At 36.0% G+C, this 22126-nt stretch carries 19 protein-coding genes and 1 pseudogene; 17 read left to right on the top strand and 3 right to left on the bottom strand.

Annotated features, from left to right (window positions below; genetic code table 11):
* The first annotated feature begins 40 nt into the window (after positions 1 to 40).
* The 5 genes from OTK01_RS11955 to OTK01_RS11935 all read left to right on the top strand — a co-directional run bounded on the left by OTK01_RS11955 (position 41) and on the right by OTK01_RS11935 (position 8787).
* A complete protein-coding gene (locus tag OTK01_RS11955; RefSeq protein ID WP_029227768.1) occupies positions 41 to 679 on the top strand; it encodes a coiled-coil domain-containing protein in 639 nt (212 codons plus the stop codon).
* 101 nt (positions 680 to 780) lie between these two features.
* Positions 781 to 2244, top strand: coding sequence for a TIGR02677 family protein (locus OTK01_RS11950; protein WP_029227767.1), 1464 nt, complete (start codon positions 781 to 783; stop codon positions 2242 to 2244).
* Between the two features lie 23 nt (positions 2245 to 2267).
* Positions 2268 to 3440, top strand: a complete 1173-nt coding sequence (locus tag OTK01_RS11945; RefSeq protein WP_029671878.1) for a TIGR02678 family protein — start codon at positions 2268 to 2270, stop codon at positions 3438 to 3440.
* Between the two features lie 35 nt (positions 3441 to 3475).
* A complete protein-coding gene (locus tag OTK01_RS11940) occupies positions 3476 to 7528 on the top strand; it encodes a TIGR02680 family protein (RefSeq protein ID WP_029227766.1) in 4053 nt (1350 codons plus the stop codon).
* On the top strand, positions 7525 to 8787 hold the full coding sequence (locus OTK01_RS11935; protein WP_029227765.1) for a TIGR02679 domain-containing protein: 1263 nt from the start codon (positions 7525 to 7527) through the stop codon (positions 8785 to 8787). Before OTK01_RS11940 ends, OTK01_RS11935 begins: the two co-directional genes overlap by 4 nt.
* Positions 8788 to 8913: 126 nt before the next feature.
* Here the strand turns inward: OTK01_RS11935 and OTK01_RS11930 are convergent, their stop codons facing one another.
* Together OTK01_RS11930 and OTK01_RS11925 are read right to left on the bottom strand one after the other, a co-directional pair.
* Entirely contained in the window at positions 8914 to 10266 is a 1353-nt protein-coding gene (locus OTK01_RS11930; protein ID WP_014043157.1) for a sensor histidine kinase, read from the bottom strand.
* Positions 10263 to 10916 (bottom strand): response regulator transcription factor, encoded by a 654-nt coding sequence (locus OTK01_RS11925; RefSeq protein ID WP_014043156.1) that lies wholly within the window; start codon positions 10914 to 10916, stop codon positions 10263 to 10265. Before OTK01_RS11925 ends, OTK01_RS11930 begins: the two co-directional genes overlap by 4 nt.
* Positions 10917 to 11132: 216 nt before the next feature.
* Between OTK01_RS11925 and OTK01_RS11920 the strand changes: the two genes are divergently transcribed.
* The 11 genes and pseudogenes from OTK01_RS11920 (at position 11133) to OTK01_RS11870 (ending at position 20327) form a co-directional block, all read left to right on the top strand.
* Positions 11133 to 11684, top strand: coding sequence for a DUF2680 domain-containing protein (locus OTK01_RS11920; protein ID WP_029227764.1), 552 nt, complete (start codon positions 11133 to 11135; stop codon positions 11682 to 11684).
* Between the two features lie 74 nt (positions 11685 to 11758).
* Entirely contained in the window at positions 11759 to 12622 is an 864-nt protein-coding gene (locus OTK01_RS11915; protein WP_029227763.1) for a 4Fe-4S binding protein, read from the top strand.
* Positions 12606 to 13091 (top strand): hypothetical protein, encoded by a 486-nt coding sequence (locus OTK01_RS11910; RefSeq protein WP_029227762.1) that lies wholly within the window; start codon positions 12606 to 12608, stop codon positions 13089 to 13091. Before OTK01_RS11915 ends, OTK01_RS11910 begins: the two co-directional genes overlap by 17 nt.
* 118 nt (positions 13092 to 13209) lie before the next feature.
* The gene (locus OTK01_RS11905) at positions 13210 to 13788 is read left to right on the top strand and encodes a PepSY domain-containing protein (RefSeq protein ID WP_029227761.1); all 579 of its coding nucleotides are present in this window, start codon (positions 13210 to 13212) and stop codon (positions 13786 to 13788) included.
* A gap of 161 nt (positions 13789 to 13949) precedes the next feature.
* Positions 13950 to 14645, top strand: a pseudogene (locus tag OTK01_RS11900) (response regulator).
* Positions 14635 to 16011 (top strand): sensor histidine kinase, encoded by a 1377-nt coding sequence (locus OTK01_RS11895; RefSeq protein WP_029227760.1) that lies wholly within the window; start codon positions 14635 to 14637, stop codon positions 16009 to 16011. The pseudogene OTK01_RS11900 and the gene OTK01_RS11895 overlap by 11 nt, the downstream one beginning before the upstream one ends.
* Before the next feature lie 312 nt (positions 16012 to 16323).
* On the top strand, positions 16324 to 17469 hold the full coding sequence (locus OTK01_RS11890; RefSeq protein ID WP_029227759.1) for an iron ABC transporter substrate-binding protein: 1146 nt from the start codon (positions 16324 to 16326) through the stop codon (positions 17467 to 17469).
* Positions 17470 to 17510: 41 nt separating this feature from the next.
* Complete coding sequence (locus tag OTK01_RS11885) at positions 17511 to 18560, top strand: FecCD family ABC transporter permease (protein ID WP_029227758.1); 1050 nt, start codon at positions 17511 to 17513, stop codon at positions 18558 to 18560.
* 2 nt (positions 18561 to 18562) lie between these two features.
* Positions 18563 to 19327 carry an ABC transporter ATP-binding protein gene (locus OTK01_RS11880; RefSeq protein ID WP_029227757.1) on the top strand — a complete coding sequence of 255 codons (765 nt, stop codon included), beginning with the start codon at positions 18563 to 18565 and terminating at the stop codon, positions 19325 to 19327.
* Between the two features lie 27 nt (positions 19328 to 19354).
* The gene (tsaA, locus tag OTK01_RS11875) at positions 19355 to 19795 is read left to right on the top strand and encodes a tRNA (N6-threonylcarbamoyladenosine(37)-N6)-methyltransferase TrmO (RefSeq protein ID WP_029227756.1); all 441 of its coding nucleotides are present in this window, start codon (positions 19355 to 19357) and stop codon (positions 19793 to 19795) included.
* A 1-nt stretch (position 19796) separates the two neighbouring features.
* Positions 19797 to 20327 carry an FmdE family protein gene (locus OTK01_RS11870; RefSeq protein ID WP_029227755.1) on the top strand — a complete coding sequence of 177 codons (531 nt, stop codon included), beginning with the start codon at positions 19797 to 19799 and terminating at the stop codon, positions 20325 to 20327.
* On the opposite strand, the gene OTK01_RS11865 is transcribed toward OTK01_RS11870, so the two are convergent.
* Positions 20307 to 20756 carry a DUF3842 family protein gene (locus OTK01_RS11865; RefSeq protein ID WP_029227754.1) on the bottom strand — a complete coding sequence of 150 codons (450 nt, stop codon included), beginning with the start codon at positions 20754 to 20756 and terminating at the stop codon, positions 20307 to 20309. The two genes, OTK01_RS11870 and OTK01_RS11865, sit on opposite strands and share 21 nt — an antisense overlap.
* Positions 20757 to 21004: 248 nt before the next feature.
* On the opposite strand from OTK01_RS11865, the gene cheB reads away from it, so the two are divergent.
* On the top strand, positions 21005 to 22072 hold the full coding sequence (cheB, locus tag OTK01_RS11860) for a chemotaxis-specific protein-glutamate methyltransferase CheB (RefSeq protein WP_029227753.1): 1068 nt from the start codon (positions 21005 to 21007) through the stop codon (positions 22070 to 22072).
* Positions 22073 to 22126 lie beyond the last annotated feature (54 nt).

Below are 22126 nucleotides of genomic sequence, written 5' to 3'. Positions count from 1 at the left end.
GATGTATAATGTTCTTAAAATATAGAGGAGATGAGATTAAATGGAAGAGTTAAGACAGATGATGACTTTGATGTTAGAGAAAGTGGATAGAATAAACGACGGTCTTGAAGAGGTAAAGCAAAGGCTTGACAGGGTAGAGAAAAGGCTTGATAAAGTAGAAGAAAGGCTTGACATGGTTGAACAAAGGCTTGATGCAGTAGAGAAAAGACTTGACGAAGTAGAACAGAGACTTGACAAGGTAGAACAGAGACTTGACAGAGTGGAAGAAAGACTTAACGCAGTAGAAGAACGACTTGACAGGGTAGAACAAAGACTTGATGCAGTAGAACAAAGACTTGACACTCTTGAGAAGAGGGTTGACAGGCTTGAGGTTGAGACAACCAAGAATTCTGTTATGCTCGAAGACCTCAAAAGAAAACTTGAGCTTATGGCAGAAATCCAGCAGTCTCACTTTGAGCAGGACAAGCGTGAACATGAAGAGCTGAGAAAGTATGTTGATGGAAGGTTTGTTGTGCTTGAATTTGCTGTAAGGCAGCTCTCAAGTAACCTGGAGGAAATGAAGAAAGATTTAAAAGAGCTTAAAGAAAACAGAGTAAAGGTGGAAGTGTTTTATGAGATTTTGGGCAGGCATGAGGTTGAAATAAGCAATCTCAAAAAAGCTGTGTTTTCAGCAAATTAGAGTAAGAGGGGCTGTATAAAAGCAAATTTAAAGCCCCTTTTTTGTTTACCAGGATGTGATATAATTTTAAGTAAGATTTTGATGGAAGGTAGAACGTTAAGATGATAAATAGTTTTCAAGCTCCGCTTTTGGGAAAACTCAAATATTTTGAGTACCTCACAGCACCTAATTCAGAAAGATACAGAACAATTATGAGATACTGTTTTTTGTGCCATTTAGAGTACAAAAATAGGCTTACAAAAGAGGAGATTTTCACATTTTTAAAAAATTTTCCACAGTTTGCAGACTACACAGAGCAGATGTGCGAACAGGATTTGAAAAATCTTGTTGAGTGGGGGAACCTCAACTCAATCCAGGACACCTCAAAGACCAGGACTGTTGAAGAGTTCAAAAACAAAAGATTTTTGTATGAACTTACACCTATAGGTCTCAAGATTGAAAGGTTTTTGTTTGAACTTGAAACTCAAGAAGACACAAAAGCAGAGCTAAATACCAAGCACATTGAAAAGATATATTTCTTGCTTCAGCAAGTGGACAGTGTATTAGATGACCCACAAAAAAGAGCAGTTGACTGGTGGGACGAGCTAACAAGAGCTTTTGAGGAGATTGAAAAGAGCTATTCAGAGTATATCTCAATGTTAAAATCGTATGAAGCAGAAAATCTCATGATAAAAGAAAAGTTTTTGGACTACAAGTCAAAGCTTGTACAGTACCTTTACAACTTCTATGTCATATTTCAGAACTATCTTCCAAGAATAAGATCTACCTTTTTGTCATTGGAAGCTGCTAAAATAGAAAAGCTTTTGAACTACATAATCGCCCAGGAAAAAGAGCATCCCAAAAACATATTCAAAGACCCAGAGAGCATAGAAAAGAACATAAAAGCAAGGTTTGACAATATAAAACTTTGGTTTGTTGCTCCTCATGGCCAGGCAGAAAAACTTTCTGACCAGATTCAGGGACTTATAAGAAAAGTGTCTGACCTTGCAGCAAGGCTTTCAGAGATGTCAAGTGTCAAAGTAAACAGACAGGAAGAGTACAGGCACTTGGCAAAAATCTTCTCAAGCCTTGATTTAGCTACATGTCACAAGCTTTCTGCAGTTGTGTTTGGCGTGCTTTTGCCACGGTACATTGCAGCCGAGGAGAAGAGACAGAGTGAGCTTGCAAGCCTTAGCATTCTTGACGTGCCACCAATGAAGAGTTTGCTACACTCAAGAGGAAGGCTTGTGAGGGAAAAGAGCAAGGTTTTGCCGGCATCTGAATTTTCTGAAGACAAGAAGAAAAGGTTTGAAGAGTACAAAAAGAAGATTGAAGAGGAAGAAAAGCTTGTTGCTGAGCTTATAAAAGATGGAAAAATTGAGTTTGAAAATCTTCCTGTTTTGACTCCACAGGTTAGAAAAAAACTTCTTGTGTGGCTCTCAAGAGGACTTTCGTCAGGTTTTGGTAATACAGACTCAGGGAAAAGATTTAAAGTTGTAAGACCAAAAGATGGAAGGTATTGCGTTCTAAAATCAACAGATGGTGAGCTTGAGATGCCGGCGTATGTAATTGAGTTTGTTAAGTAAAGAAAGGCAGGAAAGAAGAAAAGATGAAAAGTGCTCTTTTAAAGCTACTTAGTAACTTTTGGATTTTAAAAGAAAAAGATGTTGAAAGCTATTATGAGTGCAAGAACATTGACAAAGAGTTAAAAGACTTTATAGTTACCAAACTGGGACTTAGATTTTATGCTACATCTGAAATGGTCAGACTTGAAAAGGTACCCCTTGTCCCAAGAGAGTACATGGGGATTTTGGAGTTTGAAGAGCCGAAAGACTATGTATTTTTCTGTCTTGTTCTTGCATTTTTAGAGGACAAGGGCAGAGACACTCAGTTTTTGCTTGAGGATATCACGCAGTATATACGCTCGAATTATCCTTACGAGGAAATTGACTGGACAATGTATTCTGACAGAAGGTCGCTTATTAGAGTGCTAAAGTTTTGCGAGAGGATGGGGCTTATCAAGATAGATGATGGCAATCAAGACCTGTTTGTGGAAAGAGCTGATGTTGATGTACTTTATGAATCAACAGGGCTATCAAAATATTTTATGAGAACTTTTCCTAAAAGCCTTGTTGAGTATTCGTCAGTTGAAGAGATTTTAAATAGCGAGTTTGAGTTTACAAATGGACTTTCTGACCAAATAACTGACATAAAGAGAATAAAAGCCTACAGAGGGCTTTTGATAGATGGCATTGTGGATTTTGAGAGTGAAGCACCACTTTATTACATTAAAAAACAAAAGACAACAATTTCACAGGACCTTGAAAGGTTTGTGCCAGAGCTTGAACTTCACCTGTTCAAGTCGTTTGCATACCTTAGCGTTGAAGGTGACTACGAGTATACCTATCCTGACAATTCAAACCTGTGCGACGTATTGCTTTTGTGCTCAAGAGAACTTCTTGAAAGGGTTGAAAAAGGGGAGCTGAGACTTTCGCCTGCCCATGAGATGCTTGAAATTTCGCTTGACCATTTTAAGCTAATTGTGGAGGATGTCAAGAAAAAATACGGGCATTTTTGGAACAAGGAGTGGAGGGAAAAATCCACTGATAAAATATTTGAAGAACTTTTAGAATTTTTGCACCTTCACAGTTTTGCAAAGACAAATGACGATGGATATCTTGTCATATCCCCTATTTTTTTAAGAGTTGTTGGTGAGTATCAGGACTTTGTTGCAAATGGTGAGCTTTCTTTGCAAGATGATGGTATAGAAGAAAGATTCTGAGGATATAAATGTAGATGGAGGTTTGTATTTTGACAATGAGCAAGGAAAATAGATGGGTGCTAAGCAGAGCCGGGGTTTTTAACTACTGGTACTATGACGAGGAGTATTTTGACTTTTACGATGGCAGGATGCTTATTCGCGGTCCTAACGCTTCAGGCAAGTCTGTCACAATGCAAAGTTTTATTACCCTGCTTTTAGATGGCAACTACCACCCGTCCAGGCTTGACTCTTTTGGGTCAAATGCGCGAAAACTTGAAGATTATGTTCTTGGCGACCAGGGCCCGGGTCAGAAAAACGAGGCAATAGCTTATCTTTTTCTTGAGTTTAAAAAGCAGAATATATTCGTATCCATAGGCATGGGAATAAGGGCAAAAAGAGGCACAAGCCCTGATACATGGTATTTTGTTCTAACAGACGGGAGAAGGTTTGGAGTTGACATCTTCTTTTATGAAAAGATAGGTGACCAAAAGATTCCACTTACCAGGAAGAAGTTTGAAAACCTCATAGGAGACGGCGGCAAGGTCTTTTCAAGCAGAAAAGATTATATGGAGGAAGTCAACAAAATTCTGTTTGGTTTTGAGAACATAGAAGACTTTGAGAATTTGATAGAGCTGATAGTTCGAATAAGAGCACCAAAGCTTTCTAAGGATATAAAACCTGATACTGTCTACAAGATGCTTCAGGAGTCTTTACCAGCTCTTTCTGAGTCAGACCTTCGTGCACTTTCTGACTCCATAGAGAACATGGACAGAATTCAAACAGAGCTGAAAAATCTTGAGATTATAAAAAACGTGCTGGAAAGATTAAAAAAGGTTTATGATGAGTACAACAAGCTTTTGCTTGCGCAAAGTATATTTAGCGTGCTTGAGAGCAGCAAAGAATATTTAAACCTCAAAAAAGAGGTTGAAAAAGCTAAAGCTGATGTTGAGAAAAATAGAGAGTTGAAAGCTCAGATAGAAGAAAAAATAGAAGAGCTTAAAAAGGAACAAGAGTCTTTGACATTGAGGCTTGAAAGTATAAAAGAAAGTGACATATTCAAGCTTCAAAAGGAGCTTTTAAATATAAAAGAAGAGCTCAGAGAACTTGAGGAGCAGAAAAACAAAAAGCTTTCCCAGATAAATTCTGCTTCACAAAAACTTGAAAAGGAAAGGCAGCAGCTTATAGCTTTAGAAGAAGAGCTTGAGGAGTATAAAAGAAAAATAAAAGATAGCGTCGAAGAAGGCAAATTGCTAATCGAATCTATTGGTTTTCAAAGATTCTCAGAAACGCTTGATATGTATCTTCTTGAGCAGGGTAGCCTTGACATTTTAAAGGATGAGCTTTCATCTTTCTTATCTCAGGTTGAGATTGCACTGAAAAACTATGAAAAGCTGAATGAAATCAAGAAGGATTTAGATGGTCTTTACAGGGAGCTTGATATGAACAGAGCAGAATCACAAAAGGTGGAGGAAGAGATACAAAATCTTTTGTTTCAGCTTGAAGAAGTAAAAAATAGTCTGAAGAATGCTATTTCTATTTACTTTGAACAAAATGAGGTTTTCAAAGCTCAAGATGAGCAGAGAACAGCAATTTTCCAGGCGATAAATAGTTGTGAGAAGAAAGGGGATTATGGCAGAATATATTCAATCTTAGATGATATTTATAACTTCCATTACCTTTCTATCTCAGATACAATAAGAAGACTTGAGTTTGAGATAGAAGTTTTGAATAACCAGATAAAAGCTAAGAAAGAAGAGATTGAGAGGATTAGAAGCCAGAAAGATGATGAGATTATACTCTCATCTCAGCAAAAGAAGGTAAGAGACAGGCTTTTGCAAAAAGGGGTGCCATTTATACCTTTTTATATGGCTGTGGATTTTAAAGACGGTGTGGATGAAAAAAAGAAAGCTATTATTGAAGATGCGCTGAGCTGTCTTGGAATCTTGAATGCTCTGATTGTGCCAGAAAAGTACAAAGATGTTCTTTCGGACCTTTTGGATGATGAAAAAGAAATGATTTTAATTTCAAAACCTGCGTATTTTTCGCACACACTAAACCAGTTTTTAGAAGTTGCCAACTTTGACGGACCTATTGAGCTAAAACAGGAAGTGGCAGCTGTGATTGACAGTATATTCGCCACCGAAAAAGATGAAGGCGTCTACATCTGCGAGGATGGAAGGTTTGGTAGCGGAATTTTAAAAGGTAGGACAACCACGTGCGAAAATGCAAGGTTTATTGGCATTGAAAATAGAAGAAGGTACAGGCAGATGTTAATATCCCAGCTTGAAGATGAAGTGCAGAAACTTTCAGTTGAATTAGATAACAAAAAACAGGAGAGAAATGCACAGAAAAATTTGGTTGAGAAGCTTAAAAACGAGAGAGACAGCTTTCCTTCATTGGTTGACCTTGACACTGCATTTGAGATGATTGAAGAAAGAGAAAATCAAAAGTTAAAACTTCAAAAAGAGATAGAATTTTTAGAGAAGAAGACAAGAGAGCTATTGAGCAAGGAAAATAGCTTGAAGCATGAGATTTCTGTCATTGCAACAAAACTTTCTGTCACAGCTGCAAAGGATAATTTTTTGAAACTTGCTCAGGAAGCACAAAAGCTTAAAAGTGTGCTAGTTGATTTAGAAAACGAGGTCGAAAAAGAAAAATTGGTTTCAAGAACAGTAACATCAAAAAGAGAACAAACTCTGCAGATAGAAGAAAGCCTGCAGAATTTAAGTTTTGACCTTCAGAGCCTGAAGACAAGGTGGGAGAGCTTAAGTTTAAAGAAGGCTGAAATTGAAAAAAGGCTTTCAAGCGATGATGCTCAAAAGCTTTTTGAAGAGCAGCAAAAGGCAATTGAGCGTCTTGATAGTATTCCTAAGGAGATAGAAAGCTTTAACAGAAATCTTCAGGAAGTAATTGCAAAAATTTCGCGGCTTGAGACGCTGATTGAGACAAAAGCTCTGCAGCTTGAGAAAGCCAAAATGGAGTACACAAATTGCCTTGAAGTATTGAAGATTGAACTTTCTTTTGGTTTTGTATGGAAGGAAGAAAATCTTGAGGATGAGACCAAACTTTTAGAGTTTGCAAAGGAAAAAAGTAGCTTTGCTAATGAATTTAAATCTAAGGACTTAAACCAGGTTTTGCAAAGGCTCATCTCTGCACACTATGAAGCCCAAGTGCAGCTTGCAGAGTTTGGAGCAAATCTGAACCTCAAGGAAGATAATAAAACTGGCTATGCAAGATATTTGTGGACAGCAAAGAAGGATGGAAGGGTGCTTTCGCTTTATGAGTTTTTAGAGAGAATAGATTCTGAGATAATCGAGAAGAAAAATCTTATTACCCAGCAGGAAAGAGAGCTTTTTGAAGAGGTTTTGGCAAAGGACATAGGCTTTAAAATCTCACGCAAGATAATGCTTGCCCAGGACTGGGTAAAGAGGATGAATGAGCTAATGGACGGCATGGACCTTTCAGGAAATCTTAAATTCAGGCTTTCGTGGGAGCAGAAAAAGCAGGAACTTGAAGATGAGCTTTCAACATCAGAACTTGTAAAACTTATCAGCAAAGACCCGGCAACAGCTTCAGATAGCGACAGGCAAAAGATTGTCAAGCATTTTAGAGCACGTATTGAAAGAGCAAAAAGGCTTCAGGACTCACCCGACAGTTTTCGCAGTCTTTATGAGATAATGAAAGAGATTTTGGATTACAGGCAGTGGTTTGAGTTTCGGCTCTACTTCCAAAGAGGTGCAGAAAATAGAAGAGAGCTTACAAACAACGCGTACGACAAGTTTTCTGGCGGCGAAAAAGCACTTTCCATTTATGTTCCTCTTTTGGCGGCACTGTGTGCAAAGTACCAGAGCGCTGCGAGTTTTGCACCGCGCATAATTGCGCTTGATGAGGCGTTTGCCGGCGTTGATGAGAACAACATTGAAAAGATGTTTGAACTCATAGAAAATCTTGAATTTGACTATATCATGAACTCCCAGATTCTATGGGGAGATTACAAAACAGTGCCAGGACTTTGCATTTATGAACTTATTTCAGACCGAAGCAAAGGCTGTGTTCTCAAAGTAAAATACATCTGGAACGGGTACAAGAAGGTGTTGGTGGAGCTATGAAGGAAGACAGGCTTTTGCAGGAGTGTATAGAATACTTTTCACACAAGGGTTTTGCGCGTGTACTGGAGCTCATTTACAACAAATACAGGTCGCTTGGCAGGTTTTCGGGCAGGATTGTGCTGGAAAACCTACAGCCAGTTGAAAAAGAGATGCTTTCGCGCTATCTTGGAAGAATTGTCAGCGGAGACAGGGTGATTATCAATGTAAAAGAGTTTGCACAAAAGAGGTTTGAGCAGACCAAATTTTCTTCGCTTGATTTTAAAGATGTGCTATCACACGTATTGAAAAAAGATGTTTTGACAAAAAAAGAAGAAAAAGAAAACAGAGAAAAGCAGCTTTCAAGCTTTCTTGAGAAATTAAAAAAACAAGTAGAAAGTGAACCGGCTGCGGAAAAAGTGTATCTGGTTGTAAAAGAAAATTTCAAACAATTTGAAGGGTATCTTAAAAAGTATTCTGAAGAAAAGTTTTTGGGTATTTTAAACTTATGCATAAAAGCTGCCGCAACAAAGCCAGAAAAAATAGAAAGTCTTGCAGTGTTTGCAACCAAGATAGCGCATGATCCTCATTTTTTTGACGAAGACCGCGACAGCGGCAAGATATTTTTAAGAATCTTAAGCTTGCTCAAAAATGCTGAATATCCAAAGTCTTCAGAGGAAAAAGCTGAACTTTTATACATGCACAACATCATCATAGACGAGCTTTCAAACTGGTGTTTGGTGTATGGTATAGGCGCAATATCAGAAGATGCAGCAGAAGATGAAGCGCTCAAAATCTTTGCTTTGCAACGAAAGCCGGTGATTCTGCCTCTTTATACCATTAAGGATTACAAGCAGTTTTTTGGATATTCAAAAAAGATTGTAGTGGTAGAAAACCCTGCTGTGTTTTCAATGCTGATGCAAGCTTGCAGTGATATTTCTCTCATTTGTACAAACGGACAGCTGAGACTTTCTACAAAGATTGTACTTGAGAGCCTTTCAAAAGAAGGCTTTACTATATTTTACTCAGGCGACTTTGACCCTGAAGGGCTCTTGATAGCTGACAGGATTATTCAAAACTATGGTGCTGTTCCCATTTGCATGGATGAAGAAAGCTATCTTTTGTCTTTATCTAAAAACAAGATTTCTCAAAAGAGGCTTGTGATGCTCCGAAACGTAAAAAGCCCAGAACTTTTTGATGTATGCAGTAAAATGAGAGAATTAAAGCTTTCGGGGTATCAGGAGAAGATTGTTGAGAGGATAGTTGAGAGGTTAAAAAGTTAACATTTTTCAATAATCTAAATGATGCCCAAAAGTAATATTAATAGAAGTTATAAGAAGTTATAAGTAAATTCTTAGGGGCTGGCATTTATTTGCATCCCAGCCCCTTTTAGTACTTAAATTGTTCAATTAACATTTGAGTTTTACCACAAACTCAGCACCTTCTCCTTTTTTGCTAAATACACTAATTTCACCATTATGCATTTGTATTATCTCTTTTGCTATTGATAAGCCCAGCCCACCTATTCCTTTTTTTGCACTTTTGCTGTAAAATCTATTGAAAATATAAGGCAAATCTGCTTCATCAATACCTTCTCCATCATCTTTGATTGATACTTTGATATGGTCATTTTCTTTTTCAGCTTTTATATAAACGTTTCCTGTGTCGTTTGTATGATGAATAGCATTGATAATAATGTTACTAAAAGCCCTTTTTAAAAGTTTGCCATCAGCTTTTGTTACGATATCATCTTCAAAAAGCCAAAACTTCCTATTTCCTTTTATAATGTTTACTTCGCTGATAATCTCATTAAAAAGGTTTTTTAAGCTTATAGGTCGTATATTCAACTGTATAGTGCCAGATTGCAGTTTTGATAGCTCAAGAATTTCATTTATAAGATTATTTAAGTGGTCAGCCTCAATCATGATTGAGTAGGCATATTCTTTAATTTGGTCTTTGTTTAATATGTCATCATATATAGCTTCAGCATAACTTTTTATGATGCTCAGCGGAGTTCTCAATTCATGAGTTGTATTTGCTATAAAGTCTCTCCTTAACTTTTCGGTTTTAGAAAGATTTTGAGCCATAAATGTGATTGTTTTTGCAAGCTCACCAATTTCATCTTTGTTTTTAACATCAATTTTAACGTTATAATCTCCCTTTGCTATAGCTTTGGCAGCATCAATGATTTTAAGAATGGGTTTTGTGAATAAACTGCTCAGCATATATGCACCAATGATTGATGCCAAAAGAGCAGCGATAAAAAGGATAAAAATTTGATTTTTGACATTTCGAACGTCATTTTGAATGTCATGCAAAGGTGTATGAATAAATATTGCCGCTATGATCTTATTATTGTTAATTATAGGCATTCCTAAGGTAATTAATGTACTTCCTTGAAATGTTCTTTGGTCTGTTCGATAGATGGTTTTTCCTGATAAAACATCTAAAATTGTTTGTCTTTCAATATTCCTTGTTCTTCCAAACATGAATCTGCCGTGAGATTCTATCAAACTGCCGTTTGAATCGTATATTGATACCCTGCCATTTATAATATTAGCTATATTATTTGCTTCGCTTGAATAATCAAGGTTATTCTTGAATTTATCAGAAATGTCTTTTGCATATTGAATCATTTTATTTTTTAGGTTAGCTTTAAAACCGCTTGTGATGATATTTCCTTGAAGAAAAAAACTTAAAGCTAACATACAGAAGAGCAAAATAAGTGTGTAAATCAATAGTTTAAAACTTATCCTTCTCATTTTTTCACCTCAAACTTGTATCCATAACCTCTTACTGTTTTAATGTAATCTCTGAGATCTCCAAGCTTCTCTCTGAGGTTTTTAATATGTGTATCCACCGTTCTAAGATCACCATAATATTCATAACCCCATACGCTATTTAAAATCTGCTCTCTTGAAAGGGCAATGTTTTGCCTTTCATATAGGTACAATAAAAGCTCATATTCTTTTTGAGTAAGATTTATTTTTTGACCTTTTACATATACTTCTCTTGCTGCTTTGTCGATGAACAAAATGTCATTTGAATTGGGCTTTTTGGTTCTCTTTAAAATTGCCTTTACACGTGCAACAATCTCCTTAGGACTGACAGGCTTTACAACATAATCATCAGCACCAAGTTCAAATCCAAATATCTTATCATCATCCTCTCCACGAGCTGTTAGCATAATAACTGGCGTATCGTCCTTTTTCCTTATTTCTCTCAGCACACTCCAGCCATCTTTTTGGGGTAGCATCACATCTAAGATTACAACAGAGTACATTGAAGGTTGAAATTTTTCGATTGCTTCGTTTCCGTCCGATGCTTCTTCTACTTCAAATCCTTCTTTTTCAAGATATAACTTTATTATTTTTCTGAGTTTTTCTTCATCTTCAATCAGCAGTATCTTCAACCTATAACTCACTCCTTGTGAATTTTAGATGTGAACAAACATAGTTCTTAAATAAATTTTACCAAAGATTTGAGAAAAAATCTTCATTTTCAAAAAACAATTTATTAAAAAGATTTTCTTCACAAAAACTCCACAATTTCTTCACTTGAGTTTCACAAAACACCTTTATATTTAAACTTGCAAAACAAAATTTTAGTTTTTGGGAGGTTGATTTTAATGAAAAGAAGAATAGGTTTTGTGGTAGCAGTGGCTTTATTAGTGCTTGCCCTGAACTTAGCTGCTTTTGCCGCAACAAGTGTTTCAAACAACAGTGCACAATCAGCAACTAATACCACAGTTTTGCACATGGCAAGAGGATATGGTGCTCAGTTTATGGCATCAATTGTAGCAAAGCTGACAGGTCTTACAGTTGATGAGGTTATAAAATTGAGGTCACAAGGACAAACTTTCTACCAGATAGCTTTGTCAAAAGGTGTGACAGCTGAGAAGTTTAAAAGTGCTGTATATCAAGAAAAAGCTGCTTTAGTTGACCAAAAAGTAAAAGATGGCGTTATTACAAAAGAACAGGCAGAGGCAATAAAAGCACAGATGAAAGCACGAATTGACAGCTGCAACGGACAGGGTTTCGCAAACAGACCACAAACTGGGTATGGAATATTTGGTGGTGGAAATGGGCAAAAGCAGGCTATTGGGCAAGGTAAAGGTATTGGCTACGGCAGAGGTATGAGAGGTTTTGTAAATGGAAATTCTTCGAATCAATCAAAATAAGTAAGTAGACATGTGGGCTTAGCAGGGTGTTTTTGCTCTGCTAAGCCTATTAATTAAGGAAGGGAGGAATTACTTTGAAAAAATTTACAACAGAAAATGAAATCAATAAATATTTCAGACTTTTTTCTCAAATATTGTTTTTTACTATTATTCTAATTACTGCAATAATTCACTCTTTGGCTGAAAAAGGAGTGGAAGTTAAAGTGCCTTTTTTCTCTAATGCATCATTACATAGTTTATGTCCATTTGGCGGTGTGGTCTCAGTATATAAGCTTATAACTGAAGGAACTTTTGTTCAGAAAATTCATGAATCGTCATTTGTGTTGTTAGCTATTGTAATTGTCTTATCAATTCTTTTTGGATCAGTATTTTGTGGCTTTATATGTCCATTTGGCTCAGTGCAAGAATGGATAGGTAAATTAGGTAAGATGATTTTTAAGAAGAGGTTTAATAAATTTATTCCTTCAAAGTATGATAAATATTTTAGGTATTTTAGGTATGTCGTACTTTTATGGGTTGTATACATAACAGCTAAAACAGGCACTTTAGTTTTTGCAAATATTGATCCTTATCATGCATTATTTACCTTTTGGACTGGTGAAGTGGCTATACAAGCTTTGATTTTTCTTATAGTCATAATTATACTTTCTTTTATTGTTGAAAGACCTTTTTGCAAATATTTTTGTCCGCTTGGTGCTTTTGTTGGGTTGTTTAATTTAATAAGAATATTTAAAATCAAGAGAAATCCTTCATATTGTATATCATGTAAAAAATGTAATAGTGTTTGTCCAATGAATATTGACGTGCACAGCAAAGAGGTTATTAATGATCCTCAATGCGTAACATGCTTACAATGTTCATCAGAAATTAGTTGTCCTGTTGAAAATACTATCGTATTTGAAACAAGGAGATGGATTAAAAATGAGAATAAACATTAAATTTTTAATCATTTTAATTTTAGCTATTGTGTTTGGTGGAATAATTATAAGCAATAGTGCAGGAATATGGAAGACGCAATCAGAAAAGATACCTAACAAAATAAATTCAGATGAGGGGCAAGAGATTTACGACCCAATGTCTATAAAAGGGTCGTATACTTTTAGTGATGTTAGCAAGTATTTTGAAATACCTATTGAGGATTTGGCAAAAGCGTTTGGCTTGAACATTTCGAAAGCAAAAAGTTTTAAGTGTAAAGATGTAAAAACTTTAAATACTGAGCCCTCAACATCAGCTTTAGATATAGATTCTGTTAGGTATTTTGTGGCTTTTTACAAGGGAATAAGAGTAGATTTAAATGTTGATGTATATTTGCCCAGTTTAGCAAAAGATATAATTATTAATAAAGGCAAACCGTTGGCCGAACAAGTAGAATATCTTAATAAACACTTAATAGAAATTGAGCGATAGTTTGCTTCTAATTTTCTAATCAAATTTTAATCTGTTTATAATAATCTTTTAATTATCCTCCTACATAATTATTCTCACGAGCAGCTGCTCGAATAAAAATGTAGGGGGTAGGTAAAAAATGTTAAAACAAGTTAAAAAATTTGTGGTGCCATTGCTTGCAATAGCTTTTGTCCTGAGCTTTGTAATAGGGTATGCAAATTCACACTCTATTACAAATTTTACCAAACAAGATAGTCTTGTTAAAAAACAGGCGACACAAGTTCAAAATCAGAATCAAAATTATAATTCATCAGAAGGAAAGAATGTAGACAATCCAAAAGACAATGATATTGAAAGAGCTGATGATGGGCAAAATGTAGATAACCCAAAAGACAATGATGTAGAAAAAGCTGATGAAGAAAATGATGAGAGCAATCTAATTACCAAAGCGAAGATCTCAAAAAATGAAGTGGAGAGTATTGTTAAATCTGCATATCCTGATAGTGTTATTCAGAAAGTAGATGTTGGCGATGAAAATGGTCTAATTATCTATGAAGTTAAAATAACTGATAAATCAGGTAAGGTTTTAAATGTCAAAGTTGATGCAAGCAATGGCAAGATTGTAGGTGTTGAAAATGGAAATTCTCAGCAGGAAGAACAAAAGGATGAAGACAATGGACATGAGACAGACAACCAAGAAGTAGAAAATGAACAATAAGGTTAATAAAAATTTTGGGATTTTGCAAATATCAAATTTTTTAACAAAGCGGGCTGCCCTGAGAGATTATGGGCAGCTTTTCTTGTTAATAATTATGTATTTCACAGGGTAATAAATGTACGGTAAAATATCTTAAAGAAGAATTAGGGGGAAGACATGCAATGCCATCATACAAGATTTTGATAATAGAAGATGAAAAACAAATAGCTCGATTTATTGAATTAGAATTAAAGCATGAAGGCTACGATGTATATGTATGTTATGATGGCAAAGAAGGACTTAAAAAAGTTGAAGAGATACATCCAGATTTGATATTGTTGGATATTATGTTGCCGGGGATAAATGGCATTGAAATTTGCAGAAAAATAAGACAACATTCCAATGTCCCTATCATTATGGTTACAGCTAAGGATGATATTCCAGATAGAGTAATGGGCTTAGACAGTGGAGCGGATGACTATGTTACAAAGCCATTTGCAATAGAAGAATTATTGGCAAGGATAAGAGCAGCTTTGAGAAAAAGCAAACAATTAAATATAATTCGTGAAATTCTCACTATTGCTGATTTGACTATTGATACATCCAAACGGATTGTTAAAAGAGCTGATAAGATAATTGAGCTTACAAAAAGAGAATATGATTTGCTTGAATATTTAGTGAGAAACAAGGGAATTGTTTTAACCAGAGATCAAATTTTAGAAAATGTTTGGTGATATAGCTATATGGGCGATACGAATGTGGTGGATGTATATATCCGATATCTGCGCAGTAAAGTAGATGATGGTTTTAAAACAAAACTAATTCATACAGTAAGAGGAGTTGGGTATAAATGTGAGGAGAGAGAAAATGAAGATTAACATTTTAAAGTTCAGGAAAATTTCTTGGAGAATTACATTTACATATGCCGTAGTGTTTTCCGCAGTGGTTATATTGTTAAACTTCTTAGTTTTATATGGAGTAAGATTTTATCTTCGTCAACAAGCTATAACCCAAGTTGATAGCATTGGTAAGAATATAGAAGGTAAAATATTGGGAGTAGGTGATGAACAGAAAGATATTTATGATGAAGAGCTTGTAAATGATTCAGTAATTAACAGCGATATCAATATAAAGATAGCTGATAGTAGTGGTAAGATTTTAAACCATTCAAAGAATTTTGACCCTCAAGTTAGTATAAAGGCAAATCCCAATAATGTTATGGTAGTTGAAAATGAAGAAAAACATTTAATAGTTAAGAATTTTGTCATATCCGATAATGGCAAGATTATTGGATATGTTCAAGTTGCTAAGAATATGAATAGAGAATACTCATTTCTTAAACTATTGTTCATGGTGTTACTTGTTGCCGATGCTATTGGAATGATAACATCAGTTATTACCGGATTTTCTATCAGCCAAAAAATACTAAAACCTATTAAAGAGATAACAAATACTGCAAAAAGAATTACTGCAACAGATTTGAATGTAAAAATTAATGTAGGTGAAGTTGATGATGAATTAAGCAATCTTGCTAAAACTTTTAATGAGATGATTGAAAGGTTGAAGATTTCGTTTGAAAAGCAAAACCAATTTGTATCAGATGCATCACATGAATTGAGAACTCCTTTATCTGTTATAAATGGATATATAAACTTAATAGATAGATGGGGGAAAAATGATAAAGAGGTTTTACAAGAATCTATAGTTGCTATAAAGAATGAAGTCAAATATATGACAGAACTTGTAGAAAGGTTATTATTTTTGGCAAGAGGGGATAGTGGGGTTATAAAACTTCAAAAAGAGGTAGTTAATTTGAATCAGTTAGTAGAAGAAATTGTTAAAGAAGGTAAACTTGTTGCACCTAATCGTAATTGGAGTTATAATCTTAAAGGGCGAATAGATATTTTTGCTGATGGAAGATTAATAAAGCAAATGTTGCGAGCTATCATTGACAACAGCATAAAATTTACTCAAGAAGGTGGTACAATTAATATCTCAGTAGAGAAACATTTGGATAAAGTGAAAATAGTTGTAAAGGATAATGGCATTGGTATTCCCCGTGAAGAGATTGGCAAAATATTTGATAGGTTTTATAGGGTTGATAAGGTCCGAAGTAAGACCACAGGGGGAAGTGGATTAGGACTATCAATTGTAAAATGGATAGTTGAAGCACATAATGGAGAGATTTTGGTTGAAAGTGAACTTGGAAAAGGGACAGAGGTAAGCGTATTGCTGCCTATGTGATTGTGTTTAGTAAAATAGAAAATTTTATTACAAACTCTTGATGCAATCCCGTGATTTTTCTATGTTGACACCTGAACCAATATTGTTATAAAATCAAAATAGGAGTTTAAAAATTAAAAGTAATGGCATAGTGCACCACGATGGTGCACAAAAGAGATTTGAATGAGAGTTATTAAAGTGCTTTTATTGACCAAGGAAAAACTAAAAAAAACTTAAGCTAAACAAGCCCACGAAGGGGATGAGAAGTCTTCCTTTGTGGGCTTTTTGTTTTTCTGTGTGCCAAAAAACTTGCAAAAAGGAGGTTTTTAGAAAATGTACAACATCAAAAATAGGAAAATATTATTTTTGAATGCAAAAAGGTTACTTGCTTTAGCCTTAGCTATTTGTTTTTTAAGTTTTCTTAGCACAAGTATTTTCAAAGCCTTTGCAAAGGGGGAAAAAGCATCTTCAAAGCTTATTGTCACTGACCTTTTAGGCAGGAAGGTTGAGATTGAAAACAAAAAGAATAAAAGGCTTGTTGCGATAGGTCCGGGTGCGCTAAGGCTTGTGTTATATGTCAATGGGACAAACAATATTGTTGGTGTTGAGAACGCAGAAAAGGTCTGGGAAGAAGGGAGCAGAACATATATCATGGCATATCCACAGCTCAAAAAACTTCCAACAATTGGCCAAGGCGGTGCTGACTCTTCTCCTGACCCTGAAAAATTAATAGCTGTGAAGCCTGATGTGATTTTTGCTGCAAGTTTTTTAGACAAGGCAAAGGCAGACGCGCTTCAGGCAAAAACAAAGATACCTGTTGTGGTACTCGACTATGGTACAAAGCTTCTTTTTGATGAGAATGTGTACAAATCGCTCAGGCTCATTGGAAAGATTGTAGGCAGGCAGCAGCGTGCAGAAGACCTCATAAACTACATGCAAAGGTGCAAAGCGTTCTTAAATGAAAGGACAAAGAACATTCCTGCTTCTAAAAAGCCAAAAGTGTATGTTGGAGCTATTGGCTTTAAAGGCGGGCATGGTTTTGAGAGCACAATGGGAAAATATTTTCCGTTTTTAGCCATAAATGCGCTCAATGTTGCAGACAGCAGCAACAAAGAAGGATGGTTCATGGTTGAGAAAGAAAAGATTTTAGAGTGGGACCCTGACCTTATATTTATTGATGAGGCTAATCTTGAGCTTGTAAAGCAGGATTACAAGAAAAATCCTGAGTTTTATAAATCTCTTTCAGCCTTCAAAAATGGCAGAGTCTATGGTCAGCTTCCTTACAATTTCTACTGGACAAATATTGATACTGTCCTGGCAGACACTTTCTGGATTGCAAAGGTTGTGTTCCCAGACAGGTTCAGAGATGTTGACCCTGTCAAAAGAGCAGATGAAGTTTACAAGTTTTTCTTGGGTAAGCCTCTTTACAGTAAAATGGCGAAGAAGTTCGGAGGTTTTGTAAAGATAAATTTAGACTAATATTGAGCAGAAAGGGTCTTGATATTGAGATGGAAAAAGAGATGCTTCAAAGAGAGTATTTGAAACTTACCACAAGAAAAATTGTATTTTTAATGGTTGTATGCATTCTGACATTTATTTTAGCTGGGTATGCTATTGTTGTTGGGTCGTCAAATTTGAGCTTTTTAGATGTTTTAAAGACGCTCATTGGCAGAGGAGATGAAAGAACGAAACTAATTGTGTTTAATATAAGACTTGTGCGGGTGCTGGCTGCCATTTTGGCTGGCATTGGACTTGCTATAGGCGGTAGCGCAACACAGACGCTCCTTCACAACCCCTTAGCTTCACCTTTTACGCTTGGTGTGTCCCAGGGTGCTGCATTTGGTGCAGCGGTTAGTATAATTTTGCTTGGTGGCGGCACCACTTCATCTTCTGCCTCTGATTCTGTTGTGATTTTGCATCCCTCAATAGTAGTTACCTGTGCGTTTTTAGGGTCGATGATATCAAGTGTGGTTGTTATTTTGCTTGCACAGGTCAAAAAATTTTCGCCTGAGGCGGTTGTACTGTCAGGTGTTGCGCTAAGTTCCTTGTTTTCAGCTGCGACAACAATTATTCAATATTTTGCATCAGATGTTAAGATTGCAGCACTTGTTTTTTGGACGTTCGGCGATATTGGAAGAGCGTCAATGGACGATGTCAAAGTTTTATGTGTGTTTGTCCTGCTTTCATGGCTGTATTTTTTCAAAAATGCTTGGGACTACAGCGCAATTGAAAGTGGCGAAGATGTGGCAAAAAGCCTTGGTGTGAATGTTGAAAGAAAAAGAATTGCTGGGATTTTTATCAGCAGTTTTGTTACATCAGTTGTGGTTGCCTTTTTGGGAATCATAGGATTTATATGTCTTTTGGGACCGCATATAGCAAGAAGGTTTGTAGGGAATGACCAAAGATTTCTGATTGCTGCATCTGGACTTGTTGGAGGTTTTTTGCTTCTTTTGTCTGATACAGTTGCAAGGCTTATAATATCACCCATTGTTTTGCCGGTTGGAGCTGTGACCTCTTTTTTAGGTGCTCCACTTTTTCTATATCTCTTAATCAGGAGGAAGAAACCATAAAAATGCTTGAAGTCAAAAATCTCAGCTTTGCTTTCAAAGATTTTGAGGTGCTAAAAGATATAGAGTTTAGAGCTCAAAAAGGGCAGTTTGTATCAATCCTGGGCAACAACGGTGCTGGAAAGTCCACTTTTTTAAAGTGCATAGCAAGAATTTTAAAACCCCAAAGCGGCGTTATTGTAGTTGATGGCAAGGATATACATCGTTTTTCTTCAAATGACCTTGCCAAGGTTGTCGGGTATGTTCCACAAAGATATGTAAGTACAAGGCTTACGGTGTTTGAATCAATTTTGATTGGCAGAAAACCGCATTTTTCGGGCATAACACCTTCTAAAGAGGATTTGCAAGTGGTAGGAAGTGTTATAGAGAAGTTTGGACTAAAACATCTTGCTTTCAGGTATTTAGATGAGCTGAGCGGAGGCGAGATGCAAAAAGTTGTAATAGCCCGTGCCATTGCCCAGCAGCCCAAAATTTTGCTTTTAGATGAGCCAATAAACAATCTTGATTTGAAAAATCAGGTAGAGGTATTGAGTATCTTAAAAAAGTTGTCAAAAGAAAATGGTATTTTGGTAATTAGTGTCCTGCATGATTTGAACTTGGCAATAAGGTTTTCTGACCACTTTGTCTTCATTAAAGACAAAAGCATATTTGCCTCAGGTGGCAGGGAAATTATCACTCCTGAGATTATATCAAATGTGTATGGAATAGAGGTAAAGGTAGAAACTTCACACGACCAGCTTTTTGTTGTCCCTGTAATTCCGACAATGTAAAAATTATTGAAAAAGGAAAGAGATTTTATGGAGCTTGTCCCAATTGGTATATTTCACACTCCCTACAGGACAAAAGATGAAGCGCCGCGACAGGGAAGACATTCTGAGGTTGTTGCGTATATAGAAATTTTTGAAAAATACCTTGAGGGTTTAAAGGATATAGAAGAAGCCAAATATCTTATAATTCTTTATTGGGCTCACCAGGCTAAAAGAGATATCCTTGTGACAAAGATTCCTTTTTCAGATGTACCTAAAGGTGTGTTTGCCTGCAGGTCGCCAAACAGACCAAATCCAATTCTATTGGATGTTGCTGAACTGGTAGATAGAAAAGGAAATGTGTTGGTTGTAAAAGGAATAGATGCTATTGATAGCTCACCTGTTTTGGACATAAAACCTTTTTATGCAGAGATTGATGTGCCAGAAGAGATTTTGTTTAGTAGCGTAGTAAAAAAGGAGAGTGAAACTTAAAATGGACAGCGCGCTTTGGCAAAAATGCGTAGAGTTTCACGGACACAGTTGTCCTGGTCTTGCAATAGGGTTTAGAGCATGTGAGGCAGCAAAAGAAAAGCTTGGTTTGTCATATTCGAAAGACGAGGAGATTGTGTGTATAACAGAGACAGATGCATGTGGTGTTGATGCAATTCAGGTCATTTTGGGAGCTACTGTTGGAAAAGGAAATCTAATTTTGAAGGACAGAGGCAAGCATGCATTTACCTTTTTCAGGCGCGACACTAATGAGGGAATAAGGGTTGTTTTTAAAGGTTTTGAAGAAGACATGCCACGTGAAGAAAGGCTCAAAATTATACTTAGCGCGCCACTTTCACAGCTGTTTGAGCTAAAACAGCCAAAAGATACTATTCCACCGTCAGCCCGTATCTTCAAAAGCATTGAATGTGCAGGGTGCGGTGAAAAGACAGCAGAAAATAAAATAAGAGTTGTTGACGGCAAATTTTATTGTCTTGACTGCTTTGAAGAGTACTCAAGAGGATGGGGAAGATAAGCTCCTGTCCTCTTTTTTTATGCTGAGTGCTATGTCTTTAATTATCTGATTAAATATCTCTTTGATTGAAAGATTTAGTGTGCCAGGAATAAATATTCCATGCAGATTAAGGGGAATTATGTACTTTTTGCACTCTAAAGAAAACACAATCTGTGCTATCTTTGCTGTTATTTCACCACCAATTCCGCCACACGTCAAAATTCCGATTGGTCCCACAATTGCATCTGGCACAAAATTTGTTAAAAAATAAACAATCTCATCTTCACCACAATATCCCACATCTGCGCCGTTTTTGAGCATGTTCTGCATAGCCACTTTGTTAGTTCCAAGCGCAACGACTTTTATTTTATCCTCAAACTCTTTTTTTAATCTTTTTATAAACTCCCTTCCAATCCCTGCTCCTTGTCCGTCTAACACTGCGATGACCATGTGTTTATCTCAATCCTTTAACATTGTGTCTTTCAAGTAATTTTAATTATAAAACCTTTTTAATTTGGTTGTCAAAGATAAATTATCTATCATCTTTTTGATTTTTTAGTTATATGGCTTTTGTATTATTTTGCCTTCAAAAAATCACAAAAAATTTAATTGAATATTAGCAACAATTTTGTGTATAATTTTGCATGCATAGAATTCCCAAAATACTCAATTAATAATTTTATATGGTGAAGGAGACTATGAAAAGAATTTTAATTGTTGATGATTCTGAACTGATGTGTGAAGTTATAAAAGGGGCTTTGAGGGGTTTGGAAGAGGATAATATTGTTTTTGTAGCTTCAAACCCTCTTGTTGCTATTAGAAAGGCTCGTCTATTTAACATTGATTTAGCACTGATTGATTATGAAATGCCTTATATGAACGGTGTTTCGCTCATTAGCTATTTAAAGGAAATGAATCCATTGACAAAGATTGTAATGGTTTCTGCTTACACTGAACCTGGTGCACAAATTACTCTTGAAGCGCTTGCCAAAGGCGCAATCGATTACATCTTGAAACCCTCAGATAATAAAGAATTTGAAGGGTTTAAAAAAGATTTGTTGGAAAAAGTTCGCTGGATATTGACAGAAAAAGAGTTTAGCTGTAAAAAGAGCACGAGAGAGAAAGCTGGACCTAAAATTTCAAGTTATCTTGAGTGTGTTAAGGCTGGTATTCCGAATTATTTAGTAGATAAACTAAGAGAAAGTAAAGTAATAGCGATTGGGATTTCGACAGGAGGTCCCCCTGTTTTAGAAAAGATTTTCACAAATCTTAAAAAGGATTTTTCAATACCAATCTTGGTTGTTCAGCATATGCCGCCAGCATTTACAAAAGCCTTAGCTCAAAGGCTTTGCAAACTTTCTCAAAGGCAAGTAAAAGAAGCCGAAGATAGAGAAAGGGTTGAAAATGGTGTAATTTACATAGCAAAAGGTGGAGTACATCTTGCTGTTGAAAAGATTTTGGGAAAGTATTACATAAGACTTCTTGAAAATGTAGAAAAAGTCAATAGCCACAAACCGTCTTGCGATATTTTGTTCAGTTCAGTAGCTGAGTGGTATGGGAAAAATGCAACAGGTATAATCATGACCGGAATGGGCTGTGATGGGGCAAACGGTCTTTTGGAAATGAAAAATCAGGGTGCTTTGACCATTGCACAAAGCAAAGAATCATGTGCTGTTTTTGGCATGCCAAGGGTTGCAATAGAAAAAGGAGCAGCAGAAGCAGTGCTGAGTGTGGAGGAGATTATAAGGCTTTTGAATGAGGCATGAAAATTAAAACATGAATAATATCCCTCTTGAAATAAGAAATACATTGTTTTTCTA

This window comes from Caldicellulosiruptor acetigenus (assembly GCF_026914305.1).
GTDB classification, from domain to species: Bacteria; Bacillota; Thermoanaerobacteria; order Caldicellulosiruptorales; family Caldicellulosiruptoraceae; genus Caldicellulosiruptor; species Caldicellulosiruptor acetigenus.
This window is presented reverse-complemented; position numbering and strand designations above follow the sequence as displayed.